Genomic DNA, 24309 nt, shown 5'->3' on the forward strand with positions numbered 1-24309 from the left:
TCGGAAAAGGTTTGCACCTGCCGGTAATTTGTGCCATAAATAGACGATTTTACGGGTCATATGGAGGTTCAGTGCGTAGCGAATTTCTTCCGTTTTCCACCCCAACCATCGAAGATGCCGAGATAAACGAGGTTGTCGATTCTCTCAAGTCTGGATGGATCACCACCGGGCCTAAGGTGAAGCGTTTCGAGGATGAGTTCAAGGCCTATGTAGGCGCTCCCTTTGCCGTGCCGCTCAGTTCGGCAACTGCCGGGCTGCATCTGGTGCTGCTTGCCTTGGGGATTAAGGAGGGGGACGAGATCATCACCACCCCGATGACCTTTGCCTCGACCGTGAGTATCCCGGTCCTGTGCGGCGCCAAGCCGGTGCTAGTGGATATCGAGCCGGGCACCCTTAATATCGATGCTACCAGGATTCGCGAAAAGATAACTCCCAGGACCAAGGCAATCATACCGGTGCATTTTGCCGGTCAGTCGTGCGACATGGATCCGATATTCGCCTTGGCAAAAGAGTTCGGCCTGACAGTGATCGAGGATGCCGCCCACGCTGCCGGTACCGAGTACAAGGGGACCCGCATCGGTACCTTGGACAGCATCTCCATATTCTCGTTCCATCCGAACAAGAACATGACCACCGGCGAGGGGGGGATGGTCTGCACCCCGGACGAAACCGTGGCCGAAGAGGTGTCGTTACTCAAGTTTCACGGCATGAGCCGCGAGGCCTGGAAGCGGTTTGCTGCCAGCGGCACCCCAAACTACGACATCGTGATGCCGGGATTCAAATACAACATGATGGATATCCAGGCCGCCATCGGCATTCACCAACTGCCGAAGCTGGACCGGTTCATTGACCGGCGCAAGGAGATCGCGGAGTTTTACAATCGGGAGTTTGCCGATGTTGCCGAGCTGGCCCTGCCGGCATATGCGCCGTACGCGCAGCGTCATGCCTGGCACCTCTATACGCCGCTGGTCAGAGTCGAGATGCTGAGCATCGATCGTGACGGTTTCATGGCCGAGCTGAAAAAGGAAAACATCGGCACAGGTCTCCATTACAAGGCAGTGCACCACCACGCCTGGTATCGCGAGCATCTGCCCCAAGCGGCAGGCTCGCTCCCCAATGCCGATTATGCCTCTGACCGGATCCTGTCGTTGCCGCTCTTCCCGAAGATGAGCGACAATGATGCTGCTGATGTGGTAACTGCCGTCAAATCAGTTATTGCGAGAACCAGGAAATGAACCCTTATATTTCAATAGTCATCCCGGTCTATAACGAGGAGGGTAACCTCGCCAACCTCTTTGACCGGCTCTACCCGGTCATGCAGGCTATGGGTAAACCGTTTGAGATCATCCTCACCGATGACGGCAGCCGGGACCGGTCGCTGGAGATCCTGAAAGGGATGGTTACCAAGTACCCTGAGGTGCGGGTGGTTGAGTTCAACGGCAATTTCGGCCAGCATATGGCGATCATGGCCGCCTTTGAGGTCAGCCGCGGCGAGATTGTGGTTACGCTCGATGCCGATCTGCAGAACCCGCCGGAGGAGATCCCGAAGCTGGTTGCCGAGGTGGAGAAGGGGCACGACGTAGTCGGAAGTATCCGGCAAAAACGTCAGGATACCTTCTTCCGCAAGACCGCCTCGCTGATGGTCAATATCGTCACCCGCAAGATGACCGGCATGAAGATGAGCGATTACGGCTGCATGCTCCGGGCCTACCACCGCAATGTGGTCAACAATATCAATCGCTGCCAGGAGGCCTCGACCTTTATCCCGGCCCTGGCCCAGACCTTTGCTGCCAGCCCGAGCGAGGTGGAGGTTGCCCATGCCGAGCGTCTGGAAGGCGAGAGCAAGTACTCGCTGTACAAGCTGGTACGGTTGAACTTTGACCTGATGACCGGATTTTCGGTAGTGCCGCTGCAACTGTTCGCTCTGCTCGGTATTTTGACGTCGCTGTTCAGCGTCGCCTTTGCCCTGTTCCTGCTGGTACGGCGCTTTATTGTCGGCGCTGAGGTAGAGGGGGTCTTTACCCTGTTTGCCATCCTGTTCTTCTTCATCGGTATCACCATCTTCGGCATCGGCATTGTCGGCGAATATGTCGGCCGGATCTACCAGGAGGTCAGGAGACGGCCCCGGTATGTGGTCAGGAAGGTGCATGGGGGCGATGATGTCAGATAAGCTGGTTGTATGCGCCTACCACAACGTCGGTTACCGCTGCCTTAAAGAGCTTCTGCGACAAGGGGCTGACATCCGGCTGATCTTCACCCACGAGGATTCGCCGACCGAGGAGATCTGGTTCGAATCGGTGCGGGAGCTGGCCGAGCAGCACGGCATCCCGTATCTTACTACCAGCATCAACGAGCCGGAAAACCTGGCAAGGGTGGCTGAACTTGCCCCGGATTTCCTGCTCTCGTTCTATTACCGGAACATGATCAAGCCGACAGTGCTGGAGCTGGCGACCCGGGGCGCCCTGAACCTGCACGGCTCCTATCTGCCGAAATACCGGGGCCGGGTGCCGGTGAACTGGGCGGTGATCAATGGAGAAACCGAGACCGGCGCCACCCTGCATTACATGGTGGAAAAGCCGGATGCTGGGGAGATCGTGGACCGGGAAAAGGTAACGATAGATTTTACCGACAGCGCCTTTGACGTGTTCAACAAGGTGACCGATGCCGCGGTAACGGTAATCAGTCGCGCCTGGCCGCAACTGGTAGCCGGAACGGCGGCGCGCATTCCCATGGACTTGAAGGCCGGCAATTACTGCGGCGGCAGAAAGCCGGAGGACGGACGGATCGACTGGAGTCTTAGCGCGGTACAGATCTACAACCTGATTCGCGGGGTGACGCACCCGTATCCCGGTGCCTTCACCCATCTTGATGGCAAGCAGATTATTGTCTGGAAGGCATGGCCGGTTGAAGGTTGCGGTGAGCCGGGCAGAGTGGTCTCTATGGAACCTCTGCTGGTGGGTACCGGCGACGGGTTGCTGGAGATCCGCTCGCTGCAGGTAGAGGGAGCGGAAGAGGCAACCGCCACAGATTTTGTAGCAAAGAGAACGCTGGTTTCAGCTGAATTCAAATAAAAAAACTACTGGCTTCTGCAAAGAACCATTTGTTGAAACCGAAAACAGGAGAAGAAATGAAAGTATTAATCCTTGGGGTAAACGGCTTTATTGGAAATGCTCTTACTCATCGCATCCTCACCACCACTGACTGGGAGGTCTACGGCCTCGACATGGCCTGCGACAAGCTGGAGCGATCTCTGGGCGATTCTCGTTTTCACTTTCTTGAGGGGGATATCACCATCAACAAGGAGTGGATCGAGTACAACATCAAGAAATGCGATGTGGTGCTGCCACTGGTGGCAATCGCCACACCGGTCACTTATGTCAAGGACCCGCTGCGGGTATTTGAGCTCGACTTCGAGGAAAACCTGAAGATCATTCGCCAGTGTGTTAAGTACAAAAAACGCGTCATCTTTCCATCTACTTCAGAAGTTTACGGCATGAGCCCTGACCGTGAATTTGACGAAGAGAACTCGCCCTTGATGCTCGGACCGATCAACAAGGAGCGCTGGATCTACTCCTGCGCCAAGCAGATGCTGGATCGGGTTATCTATGCCTACGGCGCCCACGAAGGGCTCCAATACACCCTGTTCCGACCGTTCAACTGGATCGGTCCCAAGCTCGACTCCATCAGTACCGCCAAAGAAGGCAGCTCACGCGTCCTGACCCAGTTCCTCTACAATATCCTGGCCGGGGAACCGATCCAACTGGTTGATGGCGGGGCACAGCGGCGCTCGTTTACTTTTGTCGAAGACGGCATCGATTGCCTGATGAAGATTATCGCCAATGAGAACGGTGCTGCAAACAGCGGTATCTTCAATATCGGCAACCCTGTCAATGATCTTTCAGTCAAGGAGCTTGCCGAGAAATTGTTAACGCTGATGAAGGAGTACCCTGCCTATCGTGAAAAGGCAGAGCAGTGCAAGATCATTGAGGTTACCTCCGGGGAGTTCTACGGCAAGGGCTATCAGGATATGCTCACCAGGGTGCCTTCGGTGAAGAACGCCAAGGAGCGTCTCGGCTGGGAGCCAAAGACCTCCATCGATGATGCGCTCAGGAAGACCCTTGATTTCTACCTGGTGGATGAAAGGGAGAAGATCGAGCATCTGCTGTAGAGCCGGTGATCGGAGGTGGTAACCATGAAATGCCTTATTCCCGTTATCGTTGCGGTGTTTGTGCTTTTTACATCCAGTGTTGGCAGAGAAGCCGCTGCCGCTGATTTCGATTGGATGAAAAAGAATGATCAGGTTGACACTGCTGAAAAAAGTTATGGTAAACAGTACGTCCTGTTCCGTGGAGGGCCGTTTTTCCAGGAGACGCCGTCAGGGATGAATGTCGGTGAAGGCGCCGAGGCTGGATATGGCATTCAGCCGCTTCGCTGGCTGGCAGCGGAAGCCTCGCTCGGCTTCCTCCAGGCAGACGACTATGACGACAATCTCTCTAACCTGCACCGATCCTTCCAGATGGTGCCGGTCACCGGGACGGTGCGGGCGATTTTTCCGTTCAAGCAGTTTGACATTTATGCCCTTGCCGGCGGCGGTATGTATTACACCATGATGAAAGTGGATAACCGCAATCAGGACATTTCGTACGCAGACGATGACAAGGTGTTGCTCGGCTTTCATTACGGCGGAGGCGTTTCACTGCTGCTTGGCGGGGTTTCTTCTGTCGGGCTTGAAGTCAAACGCATCGAGACCAAATGGGATGCCTTGGATATTTCCGGCACATTTTTAACCGCATATTTCAGGATGGGGCTGTAATTCAATCAATATTTTTATTGCGGAGGAATGCCGGTAAATGTCGAATCAGTCGACTGTTGTTGCCTTAAAGGTTGACGTGGACACCTATGCCGGCACCCGGGACGGTGTGCCGCGTCTGGTGGAACTCCTCGGCCGTTTCGGTATTCGCGCAACCTTCTATTTTTCCTTGGGGCCCGATAACTCAGGTAAGGTAATAAAACGGATCTTTAAGAAGGGTTTTCTCCGCAAGATGTTCAGGACCGGAGCGCCGTCGGCCTATGGTCTCAGGACGATGCTCTACGGAACGATACTCCCCCCGCCGTACATTGCCGAACGGCTGCCAGATGTGATCTTTGGCGTTGAACAGTCCGGGCATGAGGTTGGCATTCACTGTTGGGACCATGTCAAATGGCATGACTACCTCCCCTGGCTACCCAAACAGGCGGCTTTAATGGAACTGGGCCGTGCCAGCGCCGCTTTTGAAGATATCTTCGGTCGCCGGGCTCGAACCACTGCGGCCCCGGGATGGACCGTAACCCCTGACTCCCTGGAGATTCAGGATGCCATGGGACTTTTCTTCTGCAGTGATTCCCGCGGTACCCACCCGTTTTATCCGGTCATGGAAGGCCGGCGCTTTACGACCCTCCAGATCCCAACCACCTGGCCCACTCTTGACGAAATCCTTGGCGAGAACGGCATTACCCTGGACACCATCAATGACCATTACCTCTCCCTGATCAAGCCCGGTCTGAATGTGCATACCATCCATGCCGAGCTGGAAGGGAACGCCTACACTGAGACCTTTACCCGCCTGCTTGAGAGGCTGATCGATAAAGGTGTCAGGTTTGCAACTCTCGGCGAGGCAGCGCAAGAGTATGCCGACGCTGCGCCGGATTGCGAGCTGCAGATGAGCTATACCGGTGGCAGGGCAATGCCGGTGGCGATACAGGGCGGCTGAGGATGCCCGATTCTGTGGCCAGTGGTCAGAGATTTCCTGAAACTGTCAAAGCTCGTTATTTCCGCGTTGATCGTCGGGATATCGTCTATCTCAAGTTTATCCTGGAGGCATACGAAGGGCTCTCGACCATGAGTACAGCTGATCGCAAGGAAGGCATTGTGCGGATCAGCTTTTCGACATGGGCCGAGCAGGATATCGGCGACCTGCTGGCGGCATTGGCGGCAGATATCGAGCTGGTAGAGGTTAGTGATCCCATGGAGGCAATAAATGCTTGAAAACCTGGAACTCCATAAAATTTTGCGAACAGCCCTGGCCAACGGCGGCGAGTTTGCCGACATCTACTTTGAAGAGGGGGCATCCACCGGTATTGCCTGTGATGACGGACGGATCGAGCGGGTGGTGGCCGGCAGTGACCGTGGCGTGGGGATTCGGGTCATCGCTGACTTGCGCACCGCCTATGCCTATACTAACAATGTCACTGAAGAGGCACTGCTGGAGCTTGCCCGGATTGTCAGCCGGGCGGTGAAGGGGAAAGAATTTGGTGCAGCGATAGATCTGCGCAGCCGTACCATTGCCCCGGGGTTCACGATAGTTGAGCCGCCGGAGTTGGTCCCGCTTGAGCGGCGCGTGGCGATGGTTAACGAGGCTGACAGGGCTGCGCGAGGCTACGACCCAAGAGTGCGCCAGGTTTCGGTCAGCTATCGCGATGGCCGGTCAAAGACCCAGATTGCAAACTCGTACGGCGAATTTGTTGAGTTTTCGCGAACCGGGGTCGTTTTTGCGGTTCAGGCCGTTGCCGGCGACGGTTCGGTAATCCAGACCGGTTACGAACCGGTTGGCGGTTTCTGCGGGCTGGAAATTCTCGGGGGCAGACCGCCGGCCGAGATAGCCCTGGCTGCGGCCCGCAGGGCAGTGATGATGCTGGGGGCGACCAAATCACCCGGCGGCATGATGCCGGTTGTCCTTTCTTCAGAGGCGGGTGGCACCATGGTACACGAAGCCATCGGTCACGGGCTGGAGGGCGATCTGGTTGAGGCCGGTGTTTCTATGTACACTGGTAAGCTTGGTACCATGGTGGCTTCGCCTCTGGTGACCGTGGTTGATGACGCAACAATTCCGAATGCGCGCGGGTCTTTCTCCTTTGACGATGAGGCGGTGCCTGCCCGCAGGAATGTCCTGGTCGAAAACGGCGTGCTCAAAGGTTATCTGTATGATCGTCTTTCCGCGATGAAGTCCGGCGCGGCATCTACCGGTAACGGTCGTCGCGAATCCTATGCCTCGAAACCGATAGTCAGGATGACCAACACCATGATCCTCCCGGGAGAGACAGCCCCGGAGGATGTGGTGAAAGAGGCGGCTCGCGGGCTGTTTGTGAAGAAGATGGGCGGCGGCCAGGTAAATACGGTTACCGGCGACTTTGTCTTTGAAGTTACCGAGGGTTACCTCATTGAAAACGGTGAGGTAGGTGAACCGGTGCGCGGGGCCACCCTTACCGGCAACGGCCCGACCGTTTTGCAGAATGTAGTCAGAGTAGGGAATGATCTCGGTTTTGGCATCGGCACCTGCGGCAAGGATGGACAGGGAATCCCTGTATCTGATGCGCAGCCGACCCTGTTGATCTCCGAGATCACTGTGGGCGGATCTGCCTGACAGGAGGACCTATGGCCGACATGTACAAGGGTGGTGCTGAACAGGCACTGGCAACTTTGCAGCATGCAGGGTTTCTTTCCGGATTTACTCTTGGACTTTTCAAGAGGAGCCGGGATCGTGTCGTGCCGGTATCTTCATGGCACTATGCTGGGGCAGTTGCTCCTCCTCCCATGTTTAATCGTCTCGGAAAATCTTTTGTTAATGACCTGCTATCCAGGACTGACCAGATCGGTACTCCACAGGTTGCACGAACCCGGACTGGGCTGTACGGATTTGCTGTGCCGATAGATGATGGCTGCTCCGTCTCCTGCATTGTCGGTTGCGGGGTGCGCGATGCCTGTATCGATTTGGTGACGGTGGAGAATATGGCGCGGGAATCCGGTTGTGACCCGGTTGCCTTGCTGGAGGAACTTGAAGCGTTACCTGTGGTAACTTTTGGCAACATATCCGAGGTGGCAGCGCGGATCATGGCGTTGATTAAACTGCTTCAGGGCATGGACACCAAAGAAAAGCTGAATGATGATAAAACTGATCGGCTTCGCCTGGTGGGAGAGATAACTTCAGAGCTGGATCGGGTTGAGACCTATGCTGATGTCCTGGCTTTGCTCAGTGAGTCTCTTGGTCTGATTTTCGATCTGCCTGGAGTTGCTGTTATTCGCTCCTCTTCAACACGCTGGCATATCGAACCGCTCTGGGGCATTGATTTCGCGAAGGTGGAAATTTCGGCAGAACGTGCTGCTGCGCTGGTTGCCGGACATAAGCCGCATCAACTTGCGCCCAAAGAGTTAGCTGAGCTCCTTCCCGAAGTTGCCGGGAGCCGGGGGGGAGTGTTGCCTCTGACTGCTCGCGGGAGCAATTTCGGAGCGCTTTTGTTGCTTGGTGACCGATTCCCTGTTTCAGATCTACTGCTGCAGGACCTGCTTGTCGGCAGAGGGGCCTTGCGGTTGGCCTCTCTTTCCCATGAACAGGAGCTTGTTGCCCAGAACCGGCGCACTGAGCAGTTGTTCGATATTTTCAATCAACTTGCCTTGATTGATGATGTTACCGAGTTGTCAAAGGCATTCCTCGACAAGGCTGCTGAACTTGTCGCTGCTACCTCCGGGTCGTTGATGCTGCTTGACTCCAAAAAGGATATCCTCAGCATCTCGGCAGTGCGCGGCATGAACCCTGCCCTGGCCGGAACCTTGACGGTGCGGGTCGGCAGCGGTATTGCCGGGCAGGTTGCCCAGAGCGGCACTCCGCTTTTGGTGAGAGATATCGCCACTGATGGCCGTTTTATGGTTGGTCGCCGACCACGCTTCAAGTCCGGTTCCTTTGTCAGTGTCCCGCTCTGCTGGAAAGAAGAAACCCTGGGAGTGCTGAACCTCTCCGACAAGGTTGACAATGCCCTGTTTGACCAGGCTGATCTTGATCTGTTGACCGCTTTGGCCGGGCATACGGCTTCTCTTGTCTTCCGTGCCAGGGCCAGCGAGGGGATACGGCATCTTGAGCTTCTTTCGGTAACCGACCCTTTGACAGAGCTGTACAACCGCCGCTTTCTTGAGCGACGGATGGAAGAGGAGCTTGCCCGCAGTTCCAGGCATGGGCTCAAAATGAGCGTCATGATGCTCGATATGGACAGCTTCAAGCTCTACAACGATCTTTGCGGGCATCAGGCCGGCGACCGGGCACTGAAGCAGGTGGCTGACATCCTGTGCCGGTCAGTGCGCGAAATGGACATTGTCACCCGCTATGGCGGGGAGGAGTTCTGCATATTGTTGCCTGATACGCCGAAGATCGATGCCATGTATGTTGCTGAACGGATCCGTTACGGGATAGAACAGGAACTCTTTCCCGGTGAGGAAAGCCTCCCGCTCGGCCGGATGACGATCAGCATCGGGGTTTCATCGTTTCCCGACAACGGCAGCTGTGCGAGCGACCTTGTTTCAGCGGCGGATGTCGCCCTCTACCAGGCTAAGGCTGCGGGGCGCAACAGGATCATAAGCTCATACGACATGCCGGGTGGTAAGGCTTTGCGGGCGTTTAATTATTTTGGCTCTATGCAAACGCATTAAGCATAAGTAGAACTGCTTCTAGCTCGACGCATTGCGGCATTTCTGCGCCTTGTATCCGGCCTCATCTGCATTCCATAATTAACAGGAAGGATTCCTCTCAATGACCGATGTCCGCAAGCTTGGCACCGACTCCGCCCATGACCCGCAACTGCTCATCAAGCAGCTGATTCATACCCCGGTGGTAAATGCCCCGGATCAGGAGATCGTCTACCGCGACCTGCATCGCTATAGCTATCGGGAGCTCTATGGCCGCATTTGCCGGCTGGCCAACGTTCTTGTTTCCCTTGGCGTCAAGGCCGGAGATACTGTTGCGGTAATGGATTGGGACAGCAACCGTTACCTGGAGTGCTTTTTCGCCGTGCCTATGATCGGCGCCGTGCTCCATACCATCAATGTCCGTCTTTCTCCGGAGCAGATTCTTTATACCATTGACCATGCCGAGGATGATGTGCTGCTGGTAAACGGCGAGTTCCTGCCGATCCTCGAACAGATTCGCGGCAGGATCGATACCGTGCGGCAATATATCCTGCTGAACGATGAGCCGACAGTTCCTGAGACGCATCTTGACTTTACCGGTGAATACGAAGCGCTGCTGGCTGCCGCAGATGCAACGTTCGATTTCCCTGATTTCGACGAAAACAGCCGGGCGACCACTTTTTATACTACCGGCACGACCGGCATGCCCAAAGGGGTTTTTTTCAGTCACCGCCAGCTGGTGCTGCATACCCTCGGCGTGATTGCTACGCTCGGTACCTCGGTTTCCCAGGGGCGTTTTCATCGTGAGGACGTCTACATGCCGATAACTCCGATGTTTCATGTTCATGCTTGGGGATTGCCATATGTGGCAACCACCATGGGGGTCAAGCAGGTCTACCCCGGCCGCTATATGCCCGACCATCTTCTGGAGCTGATTGCGCGAGAAAAAGTCACTTTTTCCCATTGTGTGCCGACGATTCTCCATATGCTTCTCAAGAGCCCGTACAGTGCAAAAGTTGATTTGTCGCAATGGAAGGTCATCATCGGTGGCGCCAGTATGTCCAAAGCCCTCTGTCTGGATGCGTTAAAGCGGGGGATAGATCTTTTTACCGGTTACGGGATGTCGGAAACCTGTCCGATCCTTACTTTTTCTCAGCTGTTGCCGGAGATGATTGCCGATGGGCCTGAGGCGCAGGCTGAGATCAGGTGCAAGACCGGGATGCCCCTGGCTCTGGTGGATCTGCGCATTGTGGATGCCGAGATGAACGATGTCCCCCGGGACGGCAAGAGCAGCGGCGAGATTGTGGTGCGTACCCCCTGGTTGACCCAGGGGTATCTCAAGGACCACCGGACGTCGGAAAAATTGTGGGAAGGTGGCTGGCTCCACACCTGCGATGTGGCAAACATCGATGCCAAAGGGTATGTGAAGATCACCGACCGCACCAAAGATGTTATCAAAATCGGCGGCGAGTGGGTGTCATCCCTGGAGTTGGAGGATATTCTGGCGCATCATCCGGCAGTCAGTGAGGTCGCGGTTATCGGCTTGCCTGACGAGCGGTGGGGCGAGCGACCACTTGCCCTGGTGGTGGTCAAACCTGACATCAAGGAAAAGGTTACTGAAAAAACTTTGCAGCACCACGTCCATGAATATGCCGACAAGGGAATGATCTCCAAGCAGGTTGTGCTGCTCAAGGTCAGGTTTGTGGAAATGATCGACAAGACCAGTGTGGGGAAGGTTAGTAAGGTCACTTTGCGCGAGAAATACCTGCCCAAGCAGGCATGACCGCTCAGCCTCAGTTCCCCTCTTAATCTGAGAGGGGGCAGGGGGGGCTATGGCGAGTGCTTGATCTCCAGCGCCCGCTCCAGATTTTCCCGGTAAGGGCGGTTTTGCGGATCACTGCGCACTGCTTCCCTGAACTCCTGCAGTGCGGCGTCAAGCTTCCCTTTGGCGGCAAGCGCTGCCCCAAGGTTGTTGCGGGCATCCGCAAATGCAGGGTTGATCCTGAGCGCCTCTCGATATGACTTCATTGCCTCGTCAAGCCTGCCTTCCTGCGATAGCAGCACCCCGAGGCTGTTGTGTGCTTCTGCCAGCAAGGGGGCCAGCCGGATCGCCTCCTGATAATCTCTCCGTGCTTTCTCTAAATCGCCTTTGCCCCCGTTCACTACCCCAAGGTTGTATCTGGCCCGTGCATGACCCGGCTCAATGGCCAGCGCTGCCATGAACTCCTGCCTGGCAGCTTCCGGAAAACCCCGCTTGCTCAGGATTGTTCCCAGGTTATAGTGCGGTCTTGCCTTGCCAGGGGCTTTTGCAGCTGCGTCACTCCAGAGCAGCAGTTCATCGCTCCAGACAAGGTTTCGCTTCCAGGTTGTCGCCCCCAATACCAGGACCATGAGCATGAGAAACATGTTTACTGGTTTGGCAGCGAAGCGCTTTGACAGTAACACTAGCACTGACGCTACCGTCATTGCCGCTCCTGCGGTGGGGAGATACAGCCGGTGTTCGTTAATGACGTCAGAGAGTGGGGTAACTGCCTCAACGGTAAGTGCTGCAATAAACCAGCAGATGCCGAATACCGCCAATCGTGCGGTCCTGGTTTTTCGGCGGTAAAGATATAACGACAGCCCCAGCAGAGAGGTAATTATCAGGATACCGATAATTACCGGAGGCGCTGCTAGCGAGTGGTAATGAGGGTAGTTGTAATCTAGAGTCTGCTTTACCGGCAATAATAGTAGCCGGAGGTAGGTGCCGAAAACAGCTGCCTGGGTGATCACATAATCCGCGTGAGCCTGTGACGGTAATCCTGTTGCGGCAAGCGTCTGTGCTACCCTTAGTTCAGGTTCTGCTGCGGCACCAACAGTACAGAAGGGGATCAGGAGCATAGCGGCGAAAGGAGCGAGAGCGGTAACTCTTTGCCGGACGGTTCCGGCAAAGATGACTAGTTCCAGGAGCAACACGGCAAGCGGTACGGAGAAGGCGATCTCTTTGGAGAACATGGCGCATCCTGCCGCGCATATCGATACGGCGTACCAGCCGTTGCACCTGGGTCTGCCGGCCTCTTGTGCTGCACGAGCCTTGGCGTAACCGAGGAGCGTCAGAATATAAAAGCAAGTTGCCAGCAAGGTGAACCGCTGGGTAATGTAGGTAACTGCCTGGGTCTGAACCGGATGAACTGTGAAGAGAAGTGCTGCAGCTAATGGGGCCGAAAAGGTAGGTGTTTGGCTGTTCTGATTATTCTCTTGATGCCGGCACATGATTATGCGACATAATGCAAACAGCAGCATGGCTGCGCTAAGATGAAGTGCCAAGTTTACGGCATGATAGCCGAGTGGGTGCAAGCCGTTGACTCGGTAATTGATTGCAAAAGAGAGATAACCGAGAAAGCGTCGCGGCGAAGCTGAGAAGTACGAGGGGTCTGTGAGGAATCCATAGAGGTTGCGTATCTGGGGATTGTTGACAATGACCGTGAGATCGTCAAAGACAAATGGTGCGCCAAAGCTGTTGGACCAGGCAAGAATGCCAACGCCCAGAATGAGCATTATCTGCAGCGTGATCTGGCTGTCTTTAGTCAGTTCGGTTTGGAGATATGGAAACATCAAGGCTGGTTTAAAGGCGGACCGGTGAATCCCCGGTCCGCCTTCGGACTGCTACTCAATGGTCTTGATTGAGTTGATGAATACCGGTTCAACCGGCACATCGCTGTGACCGCCCTTCGAGCAGGTCTTGACCCCTTTGATGGCGTCTACGACATCCATCCCTTCAACTACTTCGGCGAAAACGGCGTAGCCGAAGTCTTCGGGGCGCTTTCCCTTGTAGTCAAGAAACGCATTGTCAACGACATTAATGAAAAACTGCGAGGTGGCGCTGTCAACTATTGAAGTTCTGGCCATGGCCAGGGTGCCGCGTTTGTTTTTCAGGCCGTTGTTTGCCTCGTTCTTGATGGCGAATTTGGTTTTTTTCGGCTGGAGTTCAGCGTCCATTCCTCCACCCTGGATCATGAAGGTCGGGATTACCCGGTGAAAGGTAAGACCATCATAATAGCCGTCATTGACGTAGGAAAGGAAGTTTTTGACGCTTATAGGGGCCTTGTCTTTGAAAAGCTCAATAGTGACGTTGCCCATGGATGTCTCCATCAGAACGCGAGGGTTTGCCGATTCGGTCATTGTTGCCGCTCCTTATTTTGAGAATTTCCCATTCTCTACCATAAAATGGCCCAAGGGAGAACTGTTTTCTCATTGCCAGATGCGGCTTGACTTGAATCTGAAATTGAGTTAGAAATTGTTCTCTATTGCCGTTGTGGCTCAGGGGTAGAGCAGCTCACTCGTAATGAGCAGGTCGTCGGTTCGATTCCGACCAACGGCTCCAAAACATCTTGTATCATGCTGATTTATAACATGATTTTTTCGGGGTTTTAAGTGGCCTTTTGTGACTGGTACAGTTTTTGGTACAGTCATGGAGGCCATTTTGCTATCAAGGCGAGGTAAAAAATATTATTGTCGTGTCTGGGTGCCTGAAGAGTTACGAGAATATCTAGGCAACCGTAAAGAGCTTAAAAAGTCATTACGGACTACAAGCAGGGTAGAAGCAAAGGTTGCAGCCTGCGCCCTGATCGGCAAGGCAGAGCAGACATTCGCAAGGTTGAGGTGCCGAGTGCTGACAGAGCGGGAACTGACAATAATAGCAGGTGAACTGATAGCAGAGTTCACTGGTCGGTTGACCGATCATAGGCGCAACCGCAAAGACGCTATGGATTGGCTATTCAATGATGCCGGTTTATTCCCTGCCATCGATACGGATATCATAGATACCGCCTTGAAATCGCCTAAGACTCCTGCAGAGGTCGTGGCGCTATCCAAGTATTTCACAGACCAGATTGACCGCCTACAGGCCGAACTAGCTACTGAGAGCTATGGCAGGCAAACAAGGTTGATGGCAAAGCAGGTAATCGCCGAGAAGCAACTAGCTATAAAAATGCCACCCGCTGCATGGTTTCATGATCCAACCAACTCCCCTTTCTCTGATGTACCTGAACCGCCTACCGACGAAGAGCTTGCAGTCTGGAATACTGCCGCGCCTGCAGAGCTAAACGAGATTATCAAGACATTGCTGCAGGCTCAGATTGATGCTTTTACCTATGCCAGGGAACAGGCAGAAGGTAAATTAAATACACCTTACCAACTGGAGATAGGTAAGCGCATCGAGGATTCAAAGCACCGGCCAAAGCTATCAGAGCTGTATGCAGGGTTTAAGCAGTTTAAGCTTTCAAAGAAGAAGTGGGGCATTAAGTCTGAGAAAAAGTACCGCGCTATATTCGATGAGGTCATAAAAATACTTGGAGATAAGGAGGCTGCGGAGTATCGGTCGGATGACGCAGTGACTTTAATCTCTGAGCTTCAGCAATACAACGAACCGTCAACAGCAACTGGCAAAGTAGAATTCATCAGTAGCCTTTACAAATTCGCCTTGAAGACTCCAGAGTCTCAGGACAGATGGAAGGTTCGAGGCAATCCATTTACTGAAATGCAGGTGGCGGGTAAAAGGGATGTTGAAAACGTACCATACAGCCAGGATGATCTGATTAATCTTGTTACCGGGTTGCTGGCTATCCGCACGATGGTAGAACCTCATAGATTATGGGTTCCGTTGATTGCTTTATATTCAGGGATGCGGCAGAACGAGATATGTCAGCTACGGGTTGATGATATCGAGCAGGAAGGCAAGGTGTTGGTATTCCGAATCCGTCATAATCCAGCACTGAGGCAGAAAACCAAAAACAAAAAATCACGGAAATGTCCGGTGCATCCTATGCTGGTCAAGCTGGGGTTCCTGAAGTTCCTAGAGACTCAGAAGAACAACGGCAGTGACCGGTTGTTCTCTACATTATCCTACTCAGAAGGGAAGGATTGGACAGGCAGAATACGGACGTGGTGGAACGAGACTTATCAGGTCAAGTATGTAGAGGATACGACGGAGAAGTCATTTCATTCGATGCGGAAGAATTTTATTGATTGGTTCCGCCAAAATAAGATGTATGACAAAGCCAGCGACAGGGCGGTGATACAATCAATGGTTGGACATGACAGGGGAAAGGATGTGACCGGCGAACACTACGAGACGGCTTTCCCATCAGAGGTTCAGTACAGTATGCTGAAGAAGTTGGACTATGGGTTTCCGGTTGATCTAGTCGCCCGACTGGCGGCTAAGGGTAGGGAATGAAAAACGGCCTCCATATTTGCCCTATAAACCGTTTTCCTGATCTGCTGCAGGTCTTACCATGGCCGTTATCGGCTCAAGTAGTGGGATAACCACAGTAGGGCAAAAAATACCGTGGAAATTATAAACACGGCTGGCACCGATGGCCGGCGCTGTTTGCGATTCGCTTTCCTCTGATCCAGGTAACGCTGCCGGCGTACCATTGGGTGAGTGGTTTTCCAGGTGAAGGACATGGCCTGCCTCCTAAAGAAAGTATATCACTCAGATAAGCGAGGACATAATCGTGGTATCTACAACTATCCTAGCTGCTGTGATCTCGGCAGGTGCGGCAATTATCGTGGTTGCACTCACTAACTATTTCGCCAAAAGGAGAGAACACGCGGCGGACTGGCGTAAAATGAAGCTTGAACTGTATCGGGAATATATCTTAGCCCTATCAGGAGTGGTTGAAGAGAGGTCAACTGCTGAAGCACAAGCAAAGTATTCTGACGCAGTAAACAGCCTCTTATTGGTAGCGCCGCCAGCCATCATGAATGCCCTTGATGCTTTCCTTGCCTATACATCATATCGAAATCAAGATAAGGACGTCAGTCGGCACGACCAACTTCTAGGTGCCCTTATTAAGGCAATGCGGGCTGATCTGCAACCAACCTATAAAAGCGAAGACACCGGGCTTTCTTTTCGACTGCTGGGATTGCCGCCACATTAGCCCCGACATGTTGTTATATATCTTTGAAAATTCCCTTTCGCGGGTGAACGGAGGGGCTAAGGCCTGGGCAAGTTTCGGCTGGTATCGAAGCCGCCCCCACTTCTACCACTACCTGTTCAATCTAACCTGATCTGAAACCGAAGACTTGATCGCTTCTAAAAATAATTAATTGACTGGCCTGTATTCATGCTGTATAAAATCCTTAATTGTTCCATTGGATTTTATACAGGAGGTGGCAACCATGAAATATATCGCTTACTACAGGGTGTCCAGCCAGAAACAAGGCAAATCAGGCTTAGGCCTGGAGGCTCAAAAGAAAATGGTTGCTGATTTCATAGCGGCTAATAATGGCGAGCTTGTAGGCGAGTATACTGAAGTTGAATCTGGTAAAGTGGATTCAAGGCCAGAGCTTGCAAAGGCAATGCGTCAAGCTGATCTGGTTAAAGGTCAATTGCTGGTGGCAAAATTAGATCGGCTTTCGCGGTCACTCCACTTCCTTACCAGCTTGCAGAAGAACCAGGTAAACTTCGTGATTGCCGACATGCCCCATTGCGATAGTTTCACCGTCCATATTTACGGAGCACTTGCGCAGAAGGAGCGGGAGCGTATCAGCTCAACTACCAAAGCCGGACTTGAAAGAGCGCGGGCGCGTGGTGTAAAGCTGGGAACTAATAACCTGAAACCGGAGCTGGTAGCAGAAGCCAGCGCTAAGGGCGTGCAGGTATTAAAAGCTCAAGCTGCAGATTTTGCCAATAAGGTAATGCCAACAATAACTGCTCTAAAAGATCAAGGTAAAGGTCTTAGGGAAATCGCAAGAGAGTTGGATAAAATCGGAGTATTAACTGCTAGGGGAAAGCAGTGGACTCCGACAGCAGTTAATAATGTGTTGAAAAGGGCTGCAGCATAAACAATCAAGGCCGGGTACTCCCCCGGCTTTTCTTTTACCTTCGACCTTACGCGTAAGACTACAAAGGCTTACGCGTAATTCATTATGTGCTTACGCGTAACCTGTGGTATGCTTACGCGTAAGTCAATACAGCTTACGCGTAAGCATAGGAAAGGTGGTTTAACTAAATGAAAGATAAAGGTAAAAACGCAGCACACCAGAAAACATTCAAAGCTAAGAATCCCAGCATTAACACAGCGGTATCTGCCGAAGCACGTTCAAGGTTCGACGATCTCTGCAAGGAACATGGCTTGGGTGTTAGGGCTATGCTGGAAGAACTGATCTTCGGAGGAGTAGCTGGCAAGGAACCAGGGGTTACTGTTGTGCGAAAGCCAAAAGGTAAGGGAGTGATCGAGGCGGAGCGGTTGCTGGAACTCTGCGGTAATGATGCAGGCAAAGCCAAGAAAACATTGCTTGAAAAGCTAAAGGCGGATAATCCTGGATTTACTACTAACAGCAAAGCTCCGAAGAACCAAGAAGGTGGGGAACACTACGAAGCATACAAGCGATATGGCGCGGTGACTAGGCAGCTTAGCAACAAGGCCAACGCCTAACGCACAGAATAGGCCATAGAAAGCGTTACGGTAACGCAGGCAGGAGAAGGTATGGATACAACCAAGAAACGGACTCAGGGGGCCGCCAGGGCTGCGAGGCACAGAAGCAAGAGCGTTACGGTAACGCTATCAAAAGAGGCTGGAGAAAAGCTCCTGGAATTGGCTGATAGCCACGGTATTGAGGTAAATGCGAAGCATGATGGAACACGGCGGGCTGCTGTTATCGAACTGCTGATCGAGCAAGGGCTGCCTACTCCATTGCCTGAATTGGTCAGGACAATGGAACAGGAGCAGCGAGGAGACCGCCAACGGGCCAGGAATGCCTATCTAGCATTACTACAGAAGGAGCTGAAAGCGAAGGATTGGGCGTTCCAGCAAGAGCAGAAGGAGCAGGCCAACTCCCGTAAAAATCAATTACCGGTTGGCCTGCCCTAGCAAATGATGTGCCATCTCAGTAGAATTCTCTTGACAAAAATCGGCTGGCGGGGTATAATAGGGAGTCCGCTGGTCGGACGACTTATAGTCTTATACCTAAGATAGTATCCTAGCTTGTCTTACCTGTACTGCAGATACCTCTAGCCTACTGCCTCCCACTCGATAACAACATCGCAATCTATACACAGAGCAATTTCCAAGTTACTTTGCTGAACCGGAGTCAACAGGCCGAAAAGCTCCTGGTGCTTGATGTGGTGCCGTTCGCAGGTCGTACATGCTGCCGGTGTGTTGGGGGTTTGGTACATTGGTAATTCCTCCTCTAATAAATTTAATACGGAGGCTATATCATTATTTAGACAGCTAGTCAACGGTGAATATGTACATTGTGCCAATGATAACCGGATGTTACATCTGCAATAGAGTGCACATGTGAATTCTATCGTTCGAGAGAAGTCCAGGGCTGGAGACTATCTGGGGCTAGTCCCAAGGCAGCGCGTCAATCTCCGACCGCAGGGGTAGCAGCGTATCATCGGCAAGTTCCAGGAGGTGATCGGTTTCAACTTCGAGCCGGTCAAGATCATCCTGGTAGGGGGCAAGCTCTGGTTCCTGATCTACCGGAGCAGCACCAAGTAATCCATCTATTTCAGGTTGATAAATTACCGCCGCACGCTTGCGCGGTTTCTTCCTGGCCTGCTGTCGCTTCAGCATCGCGGGTATGGTGATTTCACTTTTGTAGGAGGGTTCCAGGGTTGAACACCTGGAGCAAGCGGTTCCTTTCCTATAATCGACGGTCTGACCGCAGAACGGGCAAGCGGGGCCGGTTGCTGCGGGAGCTGCTAGGTAACTTTTATGGGGGAGATGCACTTCAAGCTCAGTCATAACGATCCTTATTAGGTTTTTATGGTGATTTTGGTTGATAGTCTGGGCAGGGGTTTATAAAGATCGGCCCTCCTAGAGCGTTCCAGGAGGGCCGATTTTAAACTGCAGGTGTATTGCTGTGGTTCTTGGCTGATTACGCTGCGGAAACTACTGCTATGAGGCTGTCAACCTTATAGACTTTCTCGGAGGTCATATCCCTGAGAACAGCATCTGGTTTAATACCGGCGGCTACATCTTCGGGCCTGAAGTACAGGAGGCCATCATGCAAGCTTGCGTGGATTACCCTGTTTTCTGATTCAACTAAAAAACAAATGTCGTATGTCATTACTATGCTCCTTGCGTTAGTTGATGATTGTAATCATGAGGTTGACTATTCCGGGCCAATCATAACTGCGAGACACGGATCGGACGTTATAAGTAACAGTCCCTACCAATAACGCATCGCCGATTTCAACCGGAGTTCCTACTGGGACTTGGACGATCTGCTGGCTCTTGGCGATGATTACCGGCACAGCTGCTGCCACGGTGACAGGCTGATACTCATTCAGGCCAAAATCATTCTTGATTCCGATAGGCCGGACGATGTTACAAGAGTTCAGAGCGTGAAACGCGAAAACGGACAGGTGACCGTCGATAATATCGGTATCAGCTACGATGTAATTTTTGAGTTCTGCTGGATCGTGCAGAACTTGGCCGGGTTCGATTTCTGCATCGAGATGGAAATAGGTTGCTCTGCCCTCAGCAGGAGCGCCTAGCAGTGTTTCGCCCGTTGCTTTGTTGAAAAATTCGCGGCCTACGCGGTTAATGTGGCGGCTTGCCCTGGCTGCTAGATTCATCGTGGCTGCTCCTCCACAAACATGTAAATCAAGCCGGTCTCGTAGCAATCAACCAACTCTTTAACCAAAAAAGCCTTGCCATTGCTGGCCTGGAGAAGGTCACCGGGCTGAACATAGGCGCTGCTCGGAACGTAGAGCAGTTGGTTCCTGAAATTAAATGGAATACCGGTTGCGATTTCTGTCGGTTCAGACTCTCCAGGTAACTGCCTGGATATGGCTACGGTCTCGGTAAAAGGCCTGATAGTCGCGTGGATGCTGTCGGAGTCTGGGTGCTGGTGGCAGCTAGCTACAATGAAACGAGTTCCCTTATATGCATCAGTCAAGATTGCACCGGGTACCACAGAATCTGCTGCGGCCAGCTCGAAGCTGGCACCGGAGTCGCCATCGTGGTAGATCGCCTTGAAGGTCGCCCCATCGGCAAAATGAAATTCCCGGCCATGAAATTTTATAAACTCAGACATTGGGCACCTCCGGTAGCCGGGCTAGTGTCACTCGATAATAATCCTCGCTGAGGTGCCAGAGTTCAAGAACTCGGTAATTACAACCATTTTGATCCTGGACGCTCTGCGGTGGTCTGATTGATCGTAGGTTTATAGGGCTATGGGTAAGGACGGTGATTATATCCAGGCATGGTGAAAATTCATCACCGTAGCAGCCAGTAAAAACTGGCTGTTGGGCTGGTTGTTCTGCTGTTGGTTCTAGCGGCTCGGCTGGGTGGTCTTTCTTTTTGAAAAATGTCATATGAATCCTTTGCTGTGGTTGAAATAGTTTGGGCGGCCAGAGCCGCCCGAAGTACAAGGAGAGTTGCCGGGTGTAGCCGCACAGCTCCCGGCGAGCTGCATCATACCGGAGGAGTACCGGCGCGGTTATGTGGTTTAATTATTGATCTGGAGTTTTGCCAGGGTGAGGACAGCTTCGGTTAGCTGCAGAGTCTCCGACAGGCTGGACTTTGCCAGGATTTCCTGCTCAGTTACTCGCTGGAGTGCCTTCCAAGCCAATGCTTTCAGCTCGAAGTCGGGCATATTGGCTATTAAAGACTTTACGCGAGGGCTGCTCTTGTCGGTGGCTACATCGGCGCGAATCACAGTGACAAGGTGGTCTAAGAATTCATCGATGTTAGGCTTGAGCACTGGAGACCTCCTGGGTGGCCTTGCTCCGGGCTATAAGACCGTCAACCGACTCCTCGAACCCCTTAGACACCTTGCCGACGATCTGGGTAGCAATGAACTCCAAGTCTGCTCGGAGGTTAATTGGCGTTGACTCCTGGTGGATGTTATGCAGGGCGTCGTAGTGCTGTGCAACGAGCCAGTCAATCAGCTCCTGGGTGGTCATGCCGGTGGCAACCTCTGGTAGCTGCTTTATGCCGTTGCTGCCTGCTGTAGCTGCAAGGTCGATCATGGACTCGACAACCGCTTGTAGCTCAGCTCTAAAGCGTTTAGGGTATGACGCCAGGATTGAGCCGATTGACTTGGGGGCCGGTGCTTCAAGGCCTTTTATCAGAGGGGCTAGATTCATCCGCTGCCAGGATTCGACGTAGCCGAGAAGCTTTCTCATATCGGCTTGAATCTTAGGAAAGTCGCTGTATCTGTTGATTAAATTTGCTATGCACTGATCGTGGTACATGTTGTTTTGTCCTTTAACTTGGTTAGTTGTTTTTTGTCGTAGTAAGTCAAATCTGTTTCATCAACCACGTGACTTGCAACATATACGGCATGTCGATCTGGGATGTATGGCCGGAGGTCAATGGCGTCCTTGTGCGAGTTCAAAGGGGTAATGGTTGACTTTAGGTAGTCTGAGATTTCGTTGATGTTGTCAGTAAGTTGTCCGTTGGCGGTTGCCAGGAGTACATGCACGTGAGGCTTGTGCATACCGTGGCCGTGGCTGATGACTGATATTGCAGCTACGCGGGTGCGGAGGTATCGGCACAGTGGCCGGTATATGTATTTGATGACTTGGGCGGCTACGGCATTAAGTGGAAGGTTGGGCGGCAGTCTTACCGTGAGGAACGCCTCCCATTTGTACGATTGCAACCACTCTGTGTACTCTTCAACTCTGCGATAAATCACAATAAATCCTTACTTTGGGTTAGCTATCTGTTATTAGATGCAGGTGTTACGGCATAGCGCGGTTAGCGCCGTGTTGCTGCGTTGACTGTTTGTAATTCTTAGGGATTATTGACCCGGCTCGCGCGACTAATCCGGGGTCGGGCTTGCATGGGGTGAGGTAGGAAATATTTCGACCTCACCTATTTATGTACCCAGAAAGGGTCTAAAATTATCAAGCAATCGTAAAATTTTTTAGATTTTAATTTTGCGGAATTTTTCCTACCTATTGAGTGGTACTGAGTGGCGGATTATACAACTTCCCTCGGAGAAGGGGAGGTGTTGGAATACCCCCTCGGGAATTATGAGATAGCGGGAATACCTGGGAAAGGCCAGGAGTGATCCCCTGTTATTAATTTGAATATATGAATATAATCGCTGTGGAGTTGGTGCTGGAGAGGCCTTGGAGAGTTTGAGCTTAGAAGGTATAAGCACTGTTGCGGGTTGTGGGTTCGATTCCTTATCCAGGATTCTAATTGTGTTAAGGGTTGATACGTGGGTCAAAAAGTGGTACAGTCAGACCATAAAAATAGTCCAAAAGTTGTACGGTTTAGGCGATGAAAAACTCTTAAAAAACAGCTAGATGTTGTATTCTTGGAGCCGATTCCGACCAACGGCTCCAGCAAACAATCCAATGCAGTATAAAGCAGTATGAAAGGCCCCGAGAAATCGGGGCTTTTTGTTTTTTTGAGCCCTCTTTGCGCCTCCCCACTATCAAAATCCCCTAGCTCATTTGATGTGATCAACTAATGCTACTGAAGACAGGTGAGGTTGCTCTTGGCTGGTATCGGTTCGTTTGAGTGGCACATATTATGCTTTAATGACAAACGGATTACGCAGTTAATATACTTTATTGTTATACTATGGAGTTACGGCAATGGCTGTTTGTGATTTGGTGACTAAATGTGGATATGTTTCTTCGGCAATGGAAGCTATGCCTGCTACCGGTAAACTTCTTGCAAATATCTACTGCAATGGGCATCCGGCTGATTGTGCCCGTTACATAGCCGCTAGTGTTGTCGGTATTGCAAAGGTACCGGAAGACATGTCCCCTAGTGATGATGACCTTGCCAAAAAAATACTCGCTGGAAACAATAACTAGCTATAAGAAGAAGGTTGAAAGCGAAATGACCGAACTGCCCCTTCTCTTGGGGGTGATCGGCTGGTATATGCCTCTCAGCTCTGTTGATGGATTACATCAGGGTGAGTGAAGTTAATAGCAGAATGATGCCAGGGATAAGATGTCGGTAGTGGTGGATCGGTCAACAGTCTCAGCTCGCAGCCGAGTAAACAACAAGGCCCCGCGGAGTTCCTTTGGGGCCTCGTGCCGATCTCTGCTGTTAATCCCGACCGTGTCTCCCTCTTTCTTGCTCCCGGTCACGGCCACGGTCTTCCCGGTCTCCCCGTCTTTCTTCTTTCCTCTCTTCCTTCTCTATCCTGCGTTCTATCTTTTCATGACGTTTATCGTCTTTCCACTGTTCTTTTTCAGCTCTTCTGTGCTCTTTCCACTCCCCCCGGTCTGACCTGAAATGCCTGCCGTTGTACCGATCATGTTCTCGTTCGTAGACCCGATACTCTCGATCCCGGTAATAACGGATTCGGTCGAGTTTGTGTTTGCGCAGCCCAGGAGGAAGATGCCTGCGGTCCACAACGACCCACGGGCCACGATGGTTGTTTGCCCGGTACCAGGAGCCGTCACGGTAGGTGAAATAGAGATTGTTCAGGAAGAACAGGTCATACGGCACGCCGACGCCGACATAAAAGCCGAGTTCGCTGGGATAGATGAAGTCGACATCGTCTTCGATAACAATCGTTCTTGAGGGCGCCGGTTCTCTTACAATGACGCGGGCCGTTGGCGGTGCGGGGTTGCCGATCTGCAGGTTAAGGTCAACGCCGACGTTGGAAGCATCGGCAGTGCTGATGCCTAGCAAAAGCAGGGCAGCAATAATCGGAACGTATTTTGGCATTTGTGCCTCCTTAATATATTTGGTGCTTTGAGTGAATAAACGAAATCGTTGCCTAGTGGTTGACATCGTAGGTAAATATTATCATACGAATGGCATCTTGGTTACTTGGACGTAAAAAGGCCTGTAAATTGCTATACTGAAGAATTCCCGCGTTGACGTCCATGGTGAAATAAGCGATACTTGCCTGAATTAAACAGGTTATGTGAGGTAGGCGTTACTGGTGACATGTAATGAAAGTCT

General features: G+C 52.3%; 27 protein-coding genes and 1 tRNA gene. 17 read left to right on the plus strand and 11 right to left on the minus strand.

The window, feature by feature from the left end; translation table 11 throughout:
• Positions 1–71 precede the first annotated feature (71 nt).
• The 10 genes from KI809_RS18240 (at position 72) to KI809_RS18285 (ending at position 11213) form a co-directional block, all read left to right on the plus strand.
• Positions 72–1235: a DegT/DnrJ/EryC1/StrS family aminotransferase gene (locus KI809_RS18240; RefSeq protein WP_214173038.1), complete on the plus strand. Its 1164-nt coding sequence runs from the start codon at positions 72–74 to the stop codon at positions 1233–1235.
• On the plus strand, positions 1232–2170 hold the full coding sequence (locus tag KI809_RS18245) for a glycosyltransferase (protein ID WP_214173039.1): 939 nt from the start codon (positions 1232–1234) through the stop codon (positions 2168–2170). Before KI809_RS18240 ends, KI809_RS18245 begins: the two co-directional genes overlap by 4 nt.
• Positions 2160–3071, plus strand: coding sequence for a formyltransferase (locus KI809_RS18250; protein ID WP_214173040.1), 912 nt, complete (start codon positions 2160–2162; stop codon positions 3069–3071). Before KI809_RS18245 ends, KI809_RS18250 begins: the two co-directional genes overlap by 11 nt.
• 56 nt (positions 3072–3127) lie before the next feature.
• Positions 3128–4168 (plus strand): bifunctional UDP-4-keto-pentose/UDP-xylose synthase, encoded by a 1041-nt coding sequence (locus KI809_RS18255; protein ID WP_214173041.1) that lies wholly within the window; start codon positions 3128–3130, stop codon positions 4166–4168.
• 24 nt (positions 4169–4192) lie between these two features.
• Positions 4193–4813, plus strand: a complete 621-nt coding sequence (locus KI809_RS18260) for an outer membrane beta-barrel protein (protein WP_214173042.1) — start codon at positions 4193–4195, stop codon at positions 4811–4813.
• Positions 4814–4850: 37 nt separating this feature from the next.
• A complete protein-coding gene (locus KI809_RS18265) occupies positions 4851–5750 on the plus strand; it encodes a polysaccharide deacetylase family protein (protein ID WP_214173043.1) in 900 nt (299 codons plus the stop codon).
• 2 nt (positions 5751–5752) lie between these two features.
• On the plus strand, positions 5753–6025 hold the full coding sequence (locus KI809_RS18270) for a DUF4911 domain-containing protein (protein ID WP_214173044.1): 273 nt from the start codon (positions 5753–5755) through the stop codon (positions 6023–6025).
• Positions 6018–7400 (plus strand): TldD/PmbA family protein, encoded by a 1383-nt coding sequence (locus KI809_RS18275; RefSeq protein WP_214173045.1) that lies wholly within the window; start codon positions 6018–6020, stop codon positions 7398–7400. Before KI809_RS18270 ends, KI809_RS18275 begins: the two co-directional genes overlap by 8 nt.
• Positions 7401–7411: 11 nt before the next feature.
• Positions 7412–9454, plus strand: a complete 2043-nt coding sequence (locus KI809_RS18280) for a sensor domain-containing diguanylate cyclase (RefSeq protein WP_214173046.1) — start codon at positions 7412–7414, stop codon at positions 9452–9454.
• 100 nt (positions 9455–9554) lie between these two features.
• A complete protein-coding gene (locus tag KI809_RS18285; protein ID WP_214173047.1) occupies positions 9555–11213 on the plus strand; it encodes a fatty acid--CoA ligase in 1659 nt (552 codons plus the stop codon).
• A gap of 47 nt (positions 11214–11260) precedes the next feature.
• Here the strand turns inward: KI809_RS18285 and KI809_RS18290 are convergent, their stop codons facing one another.
• Together KI809_RS18290 and KI809_RS18295 are read right to left on the minus strand one after the other, a co-directional pair.
• A complete protein-coding gene (locus tag KI809_RS18290; RefSeq protein WP_214173048.1) occupies positions 11261–13024 on the minus strand; it encodes a tetratricopeptide repeat protein in 1764 nt (587 codons plus the stop codon).
• Positions 13025–13075: 51 nt separating this feature from the next.
• Positions 13076–13591 (minus strand): peptidylprolyl isomerase, encoded by a 516-nt coding sequence (locus KI809_RS18295; protein WP_214173049.1) that lies wholly within the window; start codon positions 13589–13591, stop codon positions 13076–13078.
• Between the two features lie 127 nt (positions 13592–13718).
• Here KI809_RS18295 and KI809_RS18300 point away from each other — a divergent pair.
• From KI809_RS18300 to KI809_RS18325, 6 genes are all read left to right on the plus strand, one after another.
• A tRNA-Thr gene (locus KI809_RS18300) sits at positions 13719–13793 on the plus strand.
• A 60-nt stretch (positions 13794–13853) separates the two neighbouring features.
• Positions 13854–15644 (plus strand): DUF6538 domain-containing protein, encoded by a 1791-nt coding sequence (locus tag KI809_RS20890; RefSeq protein ID WP_214173050.1) that lies wholly within the window; start codon positions 13854–13856, stop codon positions 15642–15644.
• Between the two features lie 280 nt (positions 15645–15924).
• Positions 15925–16350 (plus strand): hypothetical protein, encoded by a 426-nt coding sequence (locus KI809_RS18310; protein ID WP_214173051.1) that lies wholly within the window; start codon positions 15925–15927, stop codon positions 16348–16350.
• 241 nt (positions 16351–16591) lie between these two features.
• A complete protein-coding gene (locus tag KI809_RS18315) occupies positions 16592–17257 on the plus strand; it encodes a recombinase family protein (protein ID WP_214173052.1) in 666 nt (221 codons plus the stop codon).
• Between the two features lie 167 nt (positions 17258–17424).
• Positions 17425–17850, plus strand: a complete 426-nt coding sequence (locus KI809_RS18320) for a hypothetical protein (protein ID WP_214173053.1) — start codon at positions 17425–17427, stop codon at positions 17848–17850.
• Between the two features lie 51 nt (positions 17851–17901).
• Positions 17902–18285: a hypothetical protein gene (locus tag KI809_RS18325; RefSeq protein WP_214173054.1), complete on the plus strand. Its 384-nt coding sequence runs from the start codon at positions 17902–17904 to the stop codon at positions 18283–18285.
• A gap of 140 nt (positions 18286–18425) precedes the next feature.
• Here the strand turns inward: KI809_RS18325 and KI809_RS18330 are convergent, their stop codons facing one another.
• The 8 genes from KI809_RS18330 to KI809_RS18365 all read right to left on the minus strand — a co-directional run bounded on the left by KI809_RS18330 (position 18426) and on the right by KI809_RS18365 (position 22066).
• Positions 18426–18590: a hypothetical protein gene (locus tag KI809_RS18330; protein WP_214173055.1), complete on the minus strand. Its 165-nt coding sequence runs from the start codon at positions 18588–18590 to the stop codon at positions 18426–18428.
• Positions 18591–18762: 172 nt separating this feature from the next.
• Positions 18763–19164, minus strand: a complete 402-nt coding sequence (locus tag KI809_RS18335) for a hypothetical protein (protein WP_214173056.1) — start codon at positions 19162–19164, stop codon at positions 18763–18765.
• A 133-nt stretch (positions 19165–19297) separates the two neighbouring features.
• On the minus strand, positions 19298–19489 hold the full coding sequence (locus KI809_RS18340; RefSeq protein ID WP_214173057.1) for a hypothetical protein: 192 nt from the start codon (positions 19487–19489) through the stop codon (positions 19298–19300).
• Between the two features lie 16 nt (positions 19490–19505).
• Positions 19506–20000, minus strand: coding sequence for a hypothetical protein (locus KI809_RS18345; protein WP_214173058.1), 495 nt, complete (start codon positions 19998–20000; stop codon positions 19506–19508).
• Positions 19997–20461 (minus strand): hypothetical protein, encoded by a 465-nt coding sequence (locus KI809_RS18350; RefSeq protein WP_214173059.1) that lies wholly within the window; start codon positions 20459–20461, stop codon positions 19997–19999. Before KI809_RS18350 ends, KI809_RS18345 begins: the two co-directional genes overlap by 4 nt.
• Positions 20462–20875: 414 nt before the next feature.
• On the minus strand, positions 20876–21130 hold the full coding sequence (locus KI809_RS18355; protein ID WP_214173060.1) for a hypothetical protein: 255 nt from the start codon (positions 21128–21130) through the stop codon (positions 20876–20878).
• Positions 21117–21554 carry a hypothetical protein gene (locus KI809_RS18360; RefSeq protein ID WP_214173061.1) on the minus strand — a complete coding sequence of 146 codons (438 nt, stop codon included), beginning with the start codon at positions 21552–21554 and terminating at the stop codon, positions 21117–21119. Before KI809_RS18360 ends, KI809_RS18355 begins: the two co-directional genes overlap by 14 nt.
• Before the next feature lie 47 nt (positions 21555–21601).
• Positions 21602–22066: a hypothetical protein gene (locus KI809_RS18365; protein WP_214173062.1), complete on the minus strand. Its 465-nt coding sequence runs from the start codon at positions 22064–22066 to the stop codon at positions 21602–21604.
• Positions 22067–22979: 913 nt separating this feature from the next.
• On the opposite strand from KI809_RS18365, the gene KI809_RS18370 reads away from it, so the two are divergent.
• The gene (locus KI809_RS18370; RefSeq protein WP_214173063.1) at positions 22980–23204 is read left to right on the plus strand and encodes a hypothetical protein; all 225 of its coding nucleotides are present in this window, start codon (positions 22980–22982) and stop codon (positions 23202–23204) included.
• A 238-nt stretch (positions 23205–23442) separates the two neighbouring features.
• On the opposite strand, the gene KI809_RS18375 is transcribed toward KI809_RS18370, so the two are convergent.
• The gene (locus tag KI809_RS18375; protein ID WP_214173064.1) at positions 23443–24069 is read right to left on the minus strand and encodes a hypothetical protein; all 627 of its coding nucleotides are present in this window, start codon (positions 24067–24069) and stop codon (positions 23443–23445) included.
• Positions 24070–24309 lie beyond the last annotated feature (240 nt).

Source organism: Geoanaerobacter pelophilus, from assembly GCF_018476885.1.
Lineage (GTDB): Bacteria > Desulfobacterota > Desulfuromonadia > Geobacterales > DSM-12255 > Geoanaerobacter > Geoanaerobacter pelophilus.

Bases quoted from the DNA above. Each gene is read 5' to 3' on its own strand.
- KI809_RS18265 (WP_214173043.1), top strand. From the start codon at position 4,851: ATGTCGAATCAGTCGACTGTTGTTGCCTTAAAGGTTGACGTGGACACC.
- KI809_RS18255 (WP_214173041.1), top strand. From the start codon at position 3,128: ATGAAAGTATTAATCCTTGGGGTAAACGGCTTTATTGGAAATGCTCTT.
- KI809_RS18335 (WP_214173056.1), bottom strand. From the start codon at position 19,164: ATGACTGAGCTTGAAGTGCATCTCCCCCATAAAAGTTACCTAGCAGCT.
- KI809_RS18315 (WP_214173052.1), top strand. From the start codon at position 16,592: ATGAAATATATCGCTTACTACAGGGTGTCCAGCCAGAAACAAGGCAAA.
- KI809_RS18340 (WP_214173057.1), bottom strand. From the start codon at position 19,489: ATGACATACGACATTTGTTTTTTAGTTGAATCAGAAAACAGGGTAATC.
- KI809_RS18290 (WP_214173048.1), bottom strand. From the start codon at position 13,024: ATGTTTCCATATCTCCAAACCGAACTGACTAAAGACAGCCAGATCACG.
- KI809_RS18280 (WP_214173046.1), top strand. From the start codon at position 7,412: ATGGCCGACATGTACAAGGGTGGTGCTGAACAGGCACTGGCAACTTTG.
- KI809_RS18250 (WP_214173040.1), top strand. From the start codon at position 2,160: ATGTCAGATAAGCTGGTTGTATGCGCCTACCACAACGTCGGTTACCGC.
- KI809_RS18345 (WP_214173058.1), bottom strand. From the start codon at position 20,000: ATGAATCTAGCAGCCAGGGCAAGCCGCCACATTAACCGCGTAGGCCGC.
- KI809_RS18330 (WP_214173055.1), bottom strand. From the start codon at position 18,590: ATGTACCAAACCCCCAACACACCGGCAGCATGTACGACCTGCGAACGG.
- KI809_RS18375 (WP_214173064.1), bottom strand. From the start codon at position 24,069: ATGCCAAAATACGTTCCGATTATTGCTGCCCTGCTTTTGCTAGGCATC.
- KI809_RS18285 (WP_214173047.1), top strand. From the start codon at position 9,555: ATGACCGATGTCCGCAAGCTTGGCACCGACTCCGCCCATGACCCGCAA.
- KI809_RS18295 (WP_214173049.1), bottom strand. From the start codon at position 13,591: ATGACCGAATCGGCAAACCCTCGCGTTCTGATGGAGACATCCATGGGC.
- KI809_RS18360 (WP_214173061.1), bottom strand. From the start codon at position 21,554: ATGAGAAAGCTTCTCGGCTACGTCGAATCCTGGCAGCGGATGAATCTA.
- KI809_RS18270 (WP_214173044.1), top strand. From the start codon at position 5,753: ATGCCCGATTCTGTGGCCAGTGGTCAGAGATTTCCTGAAACTGTCAAA.
- KI809_RS18275 (WP_214173045.1), top strand. From the start codon at position 6,018: ATGCTTGAAAACCTGGAACTCCATAAAATTTTGCGAACAGCCCTGGCC.
- KI809_RS18350 (WP_214173059.1), bottom strand. From the start codon at position 20,461: ATGTCTGAGTTTATAAAATTTCATGGCCGGGAATTTCATTTTGCCGAT.
- KI809_RS18325 (WP_214173054.1), top strand. From the start codon at position 17,902: ATGGATACAACCAAGAAACGGACTCAGGGGGCCGCCAGGGCTGCGAGG.
- KI809_RS18245 (WP_214173039.1), top strand. From the start codon at position 1,232: ATGAACCCTTATATTTCAATAGTCATCCCGGTCTATAACGAGGAGGGT.
- KI809_RS18260 (WP_214173042.1), top strand. From the start codon at position 4,193: ATGAAATGCCTTATTCCCGTTATCGTTGCGGTGTTTGTGCTTTTTACA.
- KI809_RS18320 (WP_214173053.1), top strand. From the start codon at position 17,425: ATGAAAGATAAAGGTAAAAACGCAGCACACCAGAAAACATTCAAAGCT.
- KI809_RS18370 (WP_214173063.1), top strand. From the start codon at position 22,980: ATGGCTGTTTGTGATTTGGTGACTAAATGTGGATATGTTTCTTCGGCA.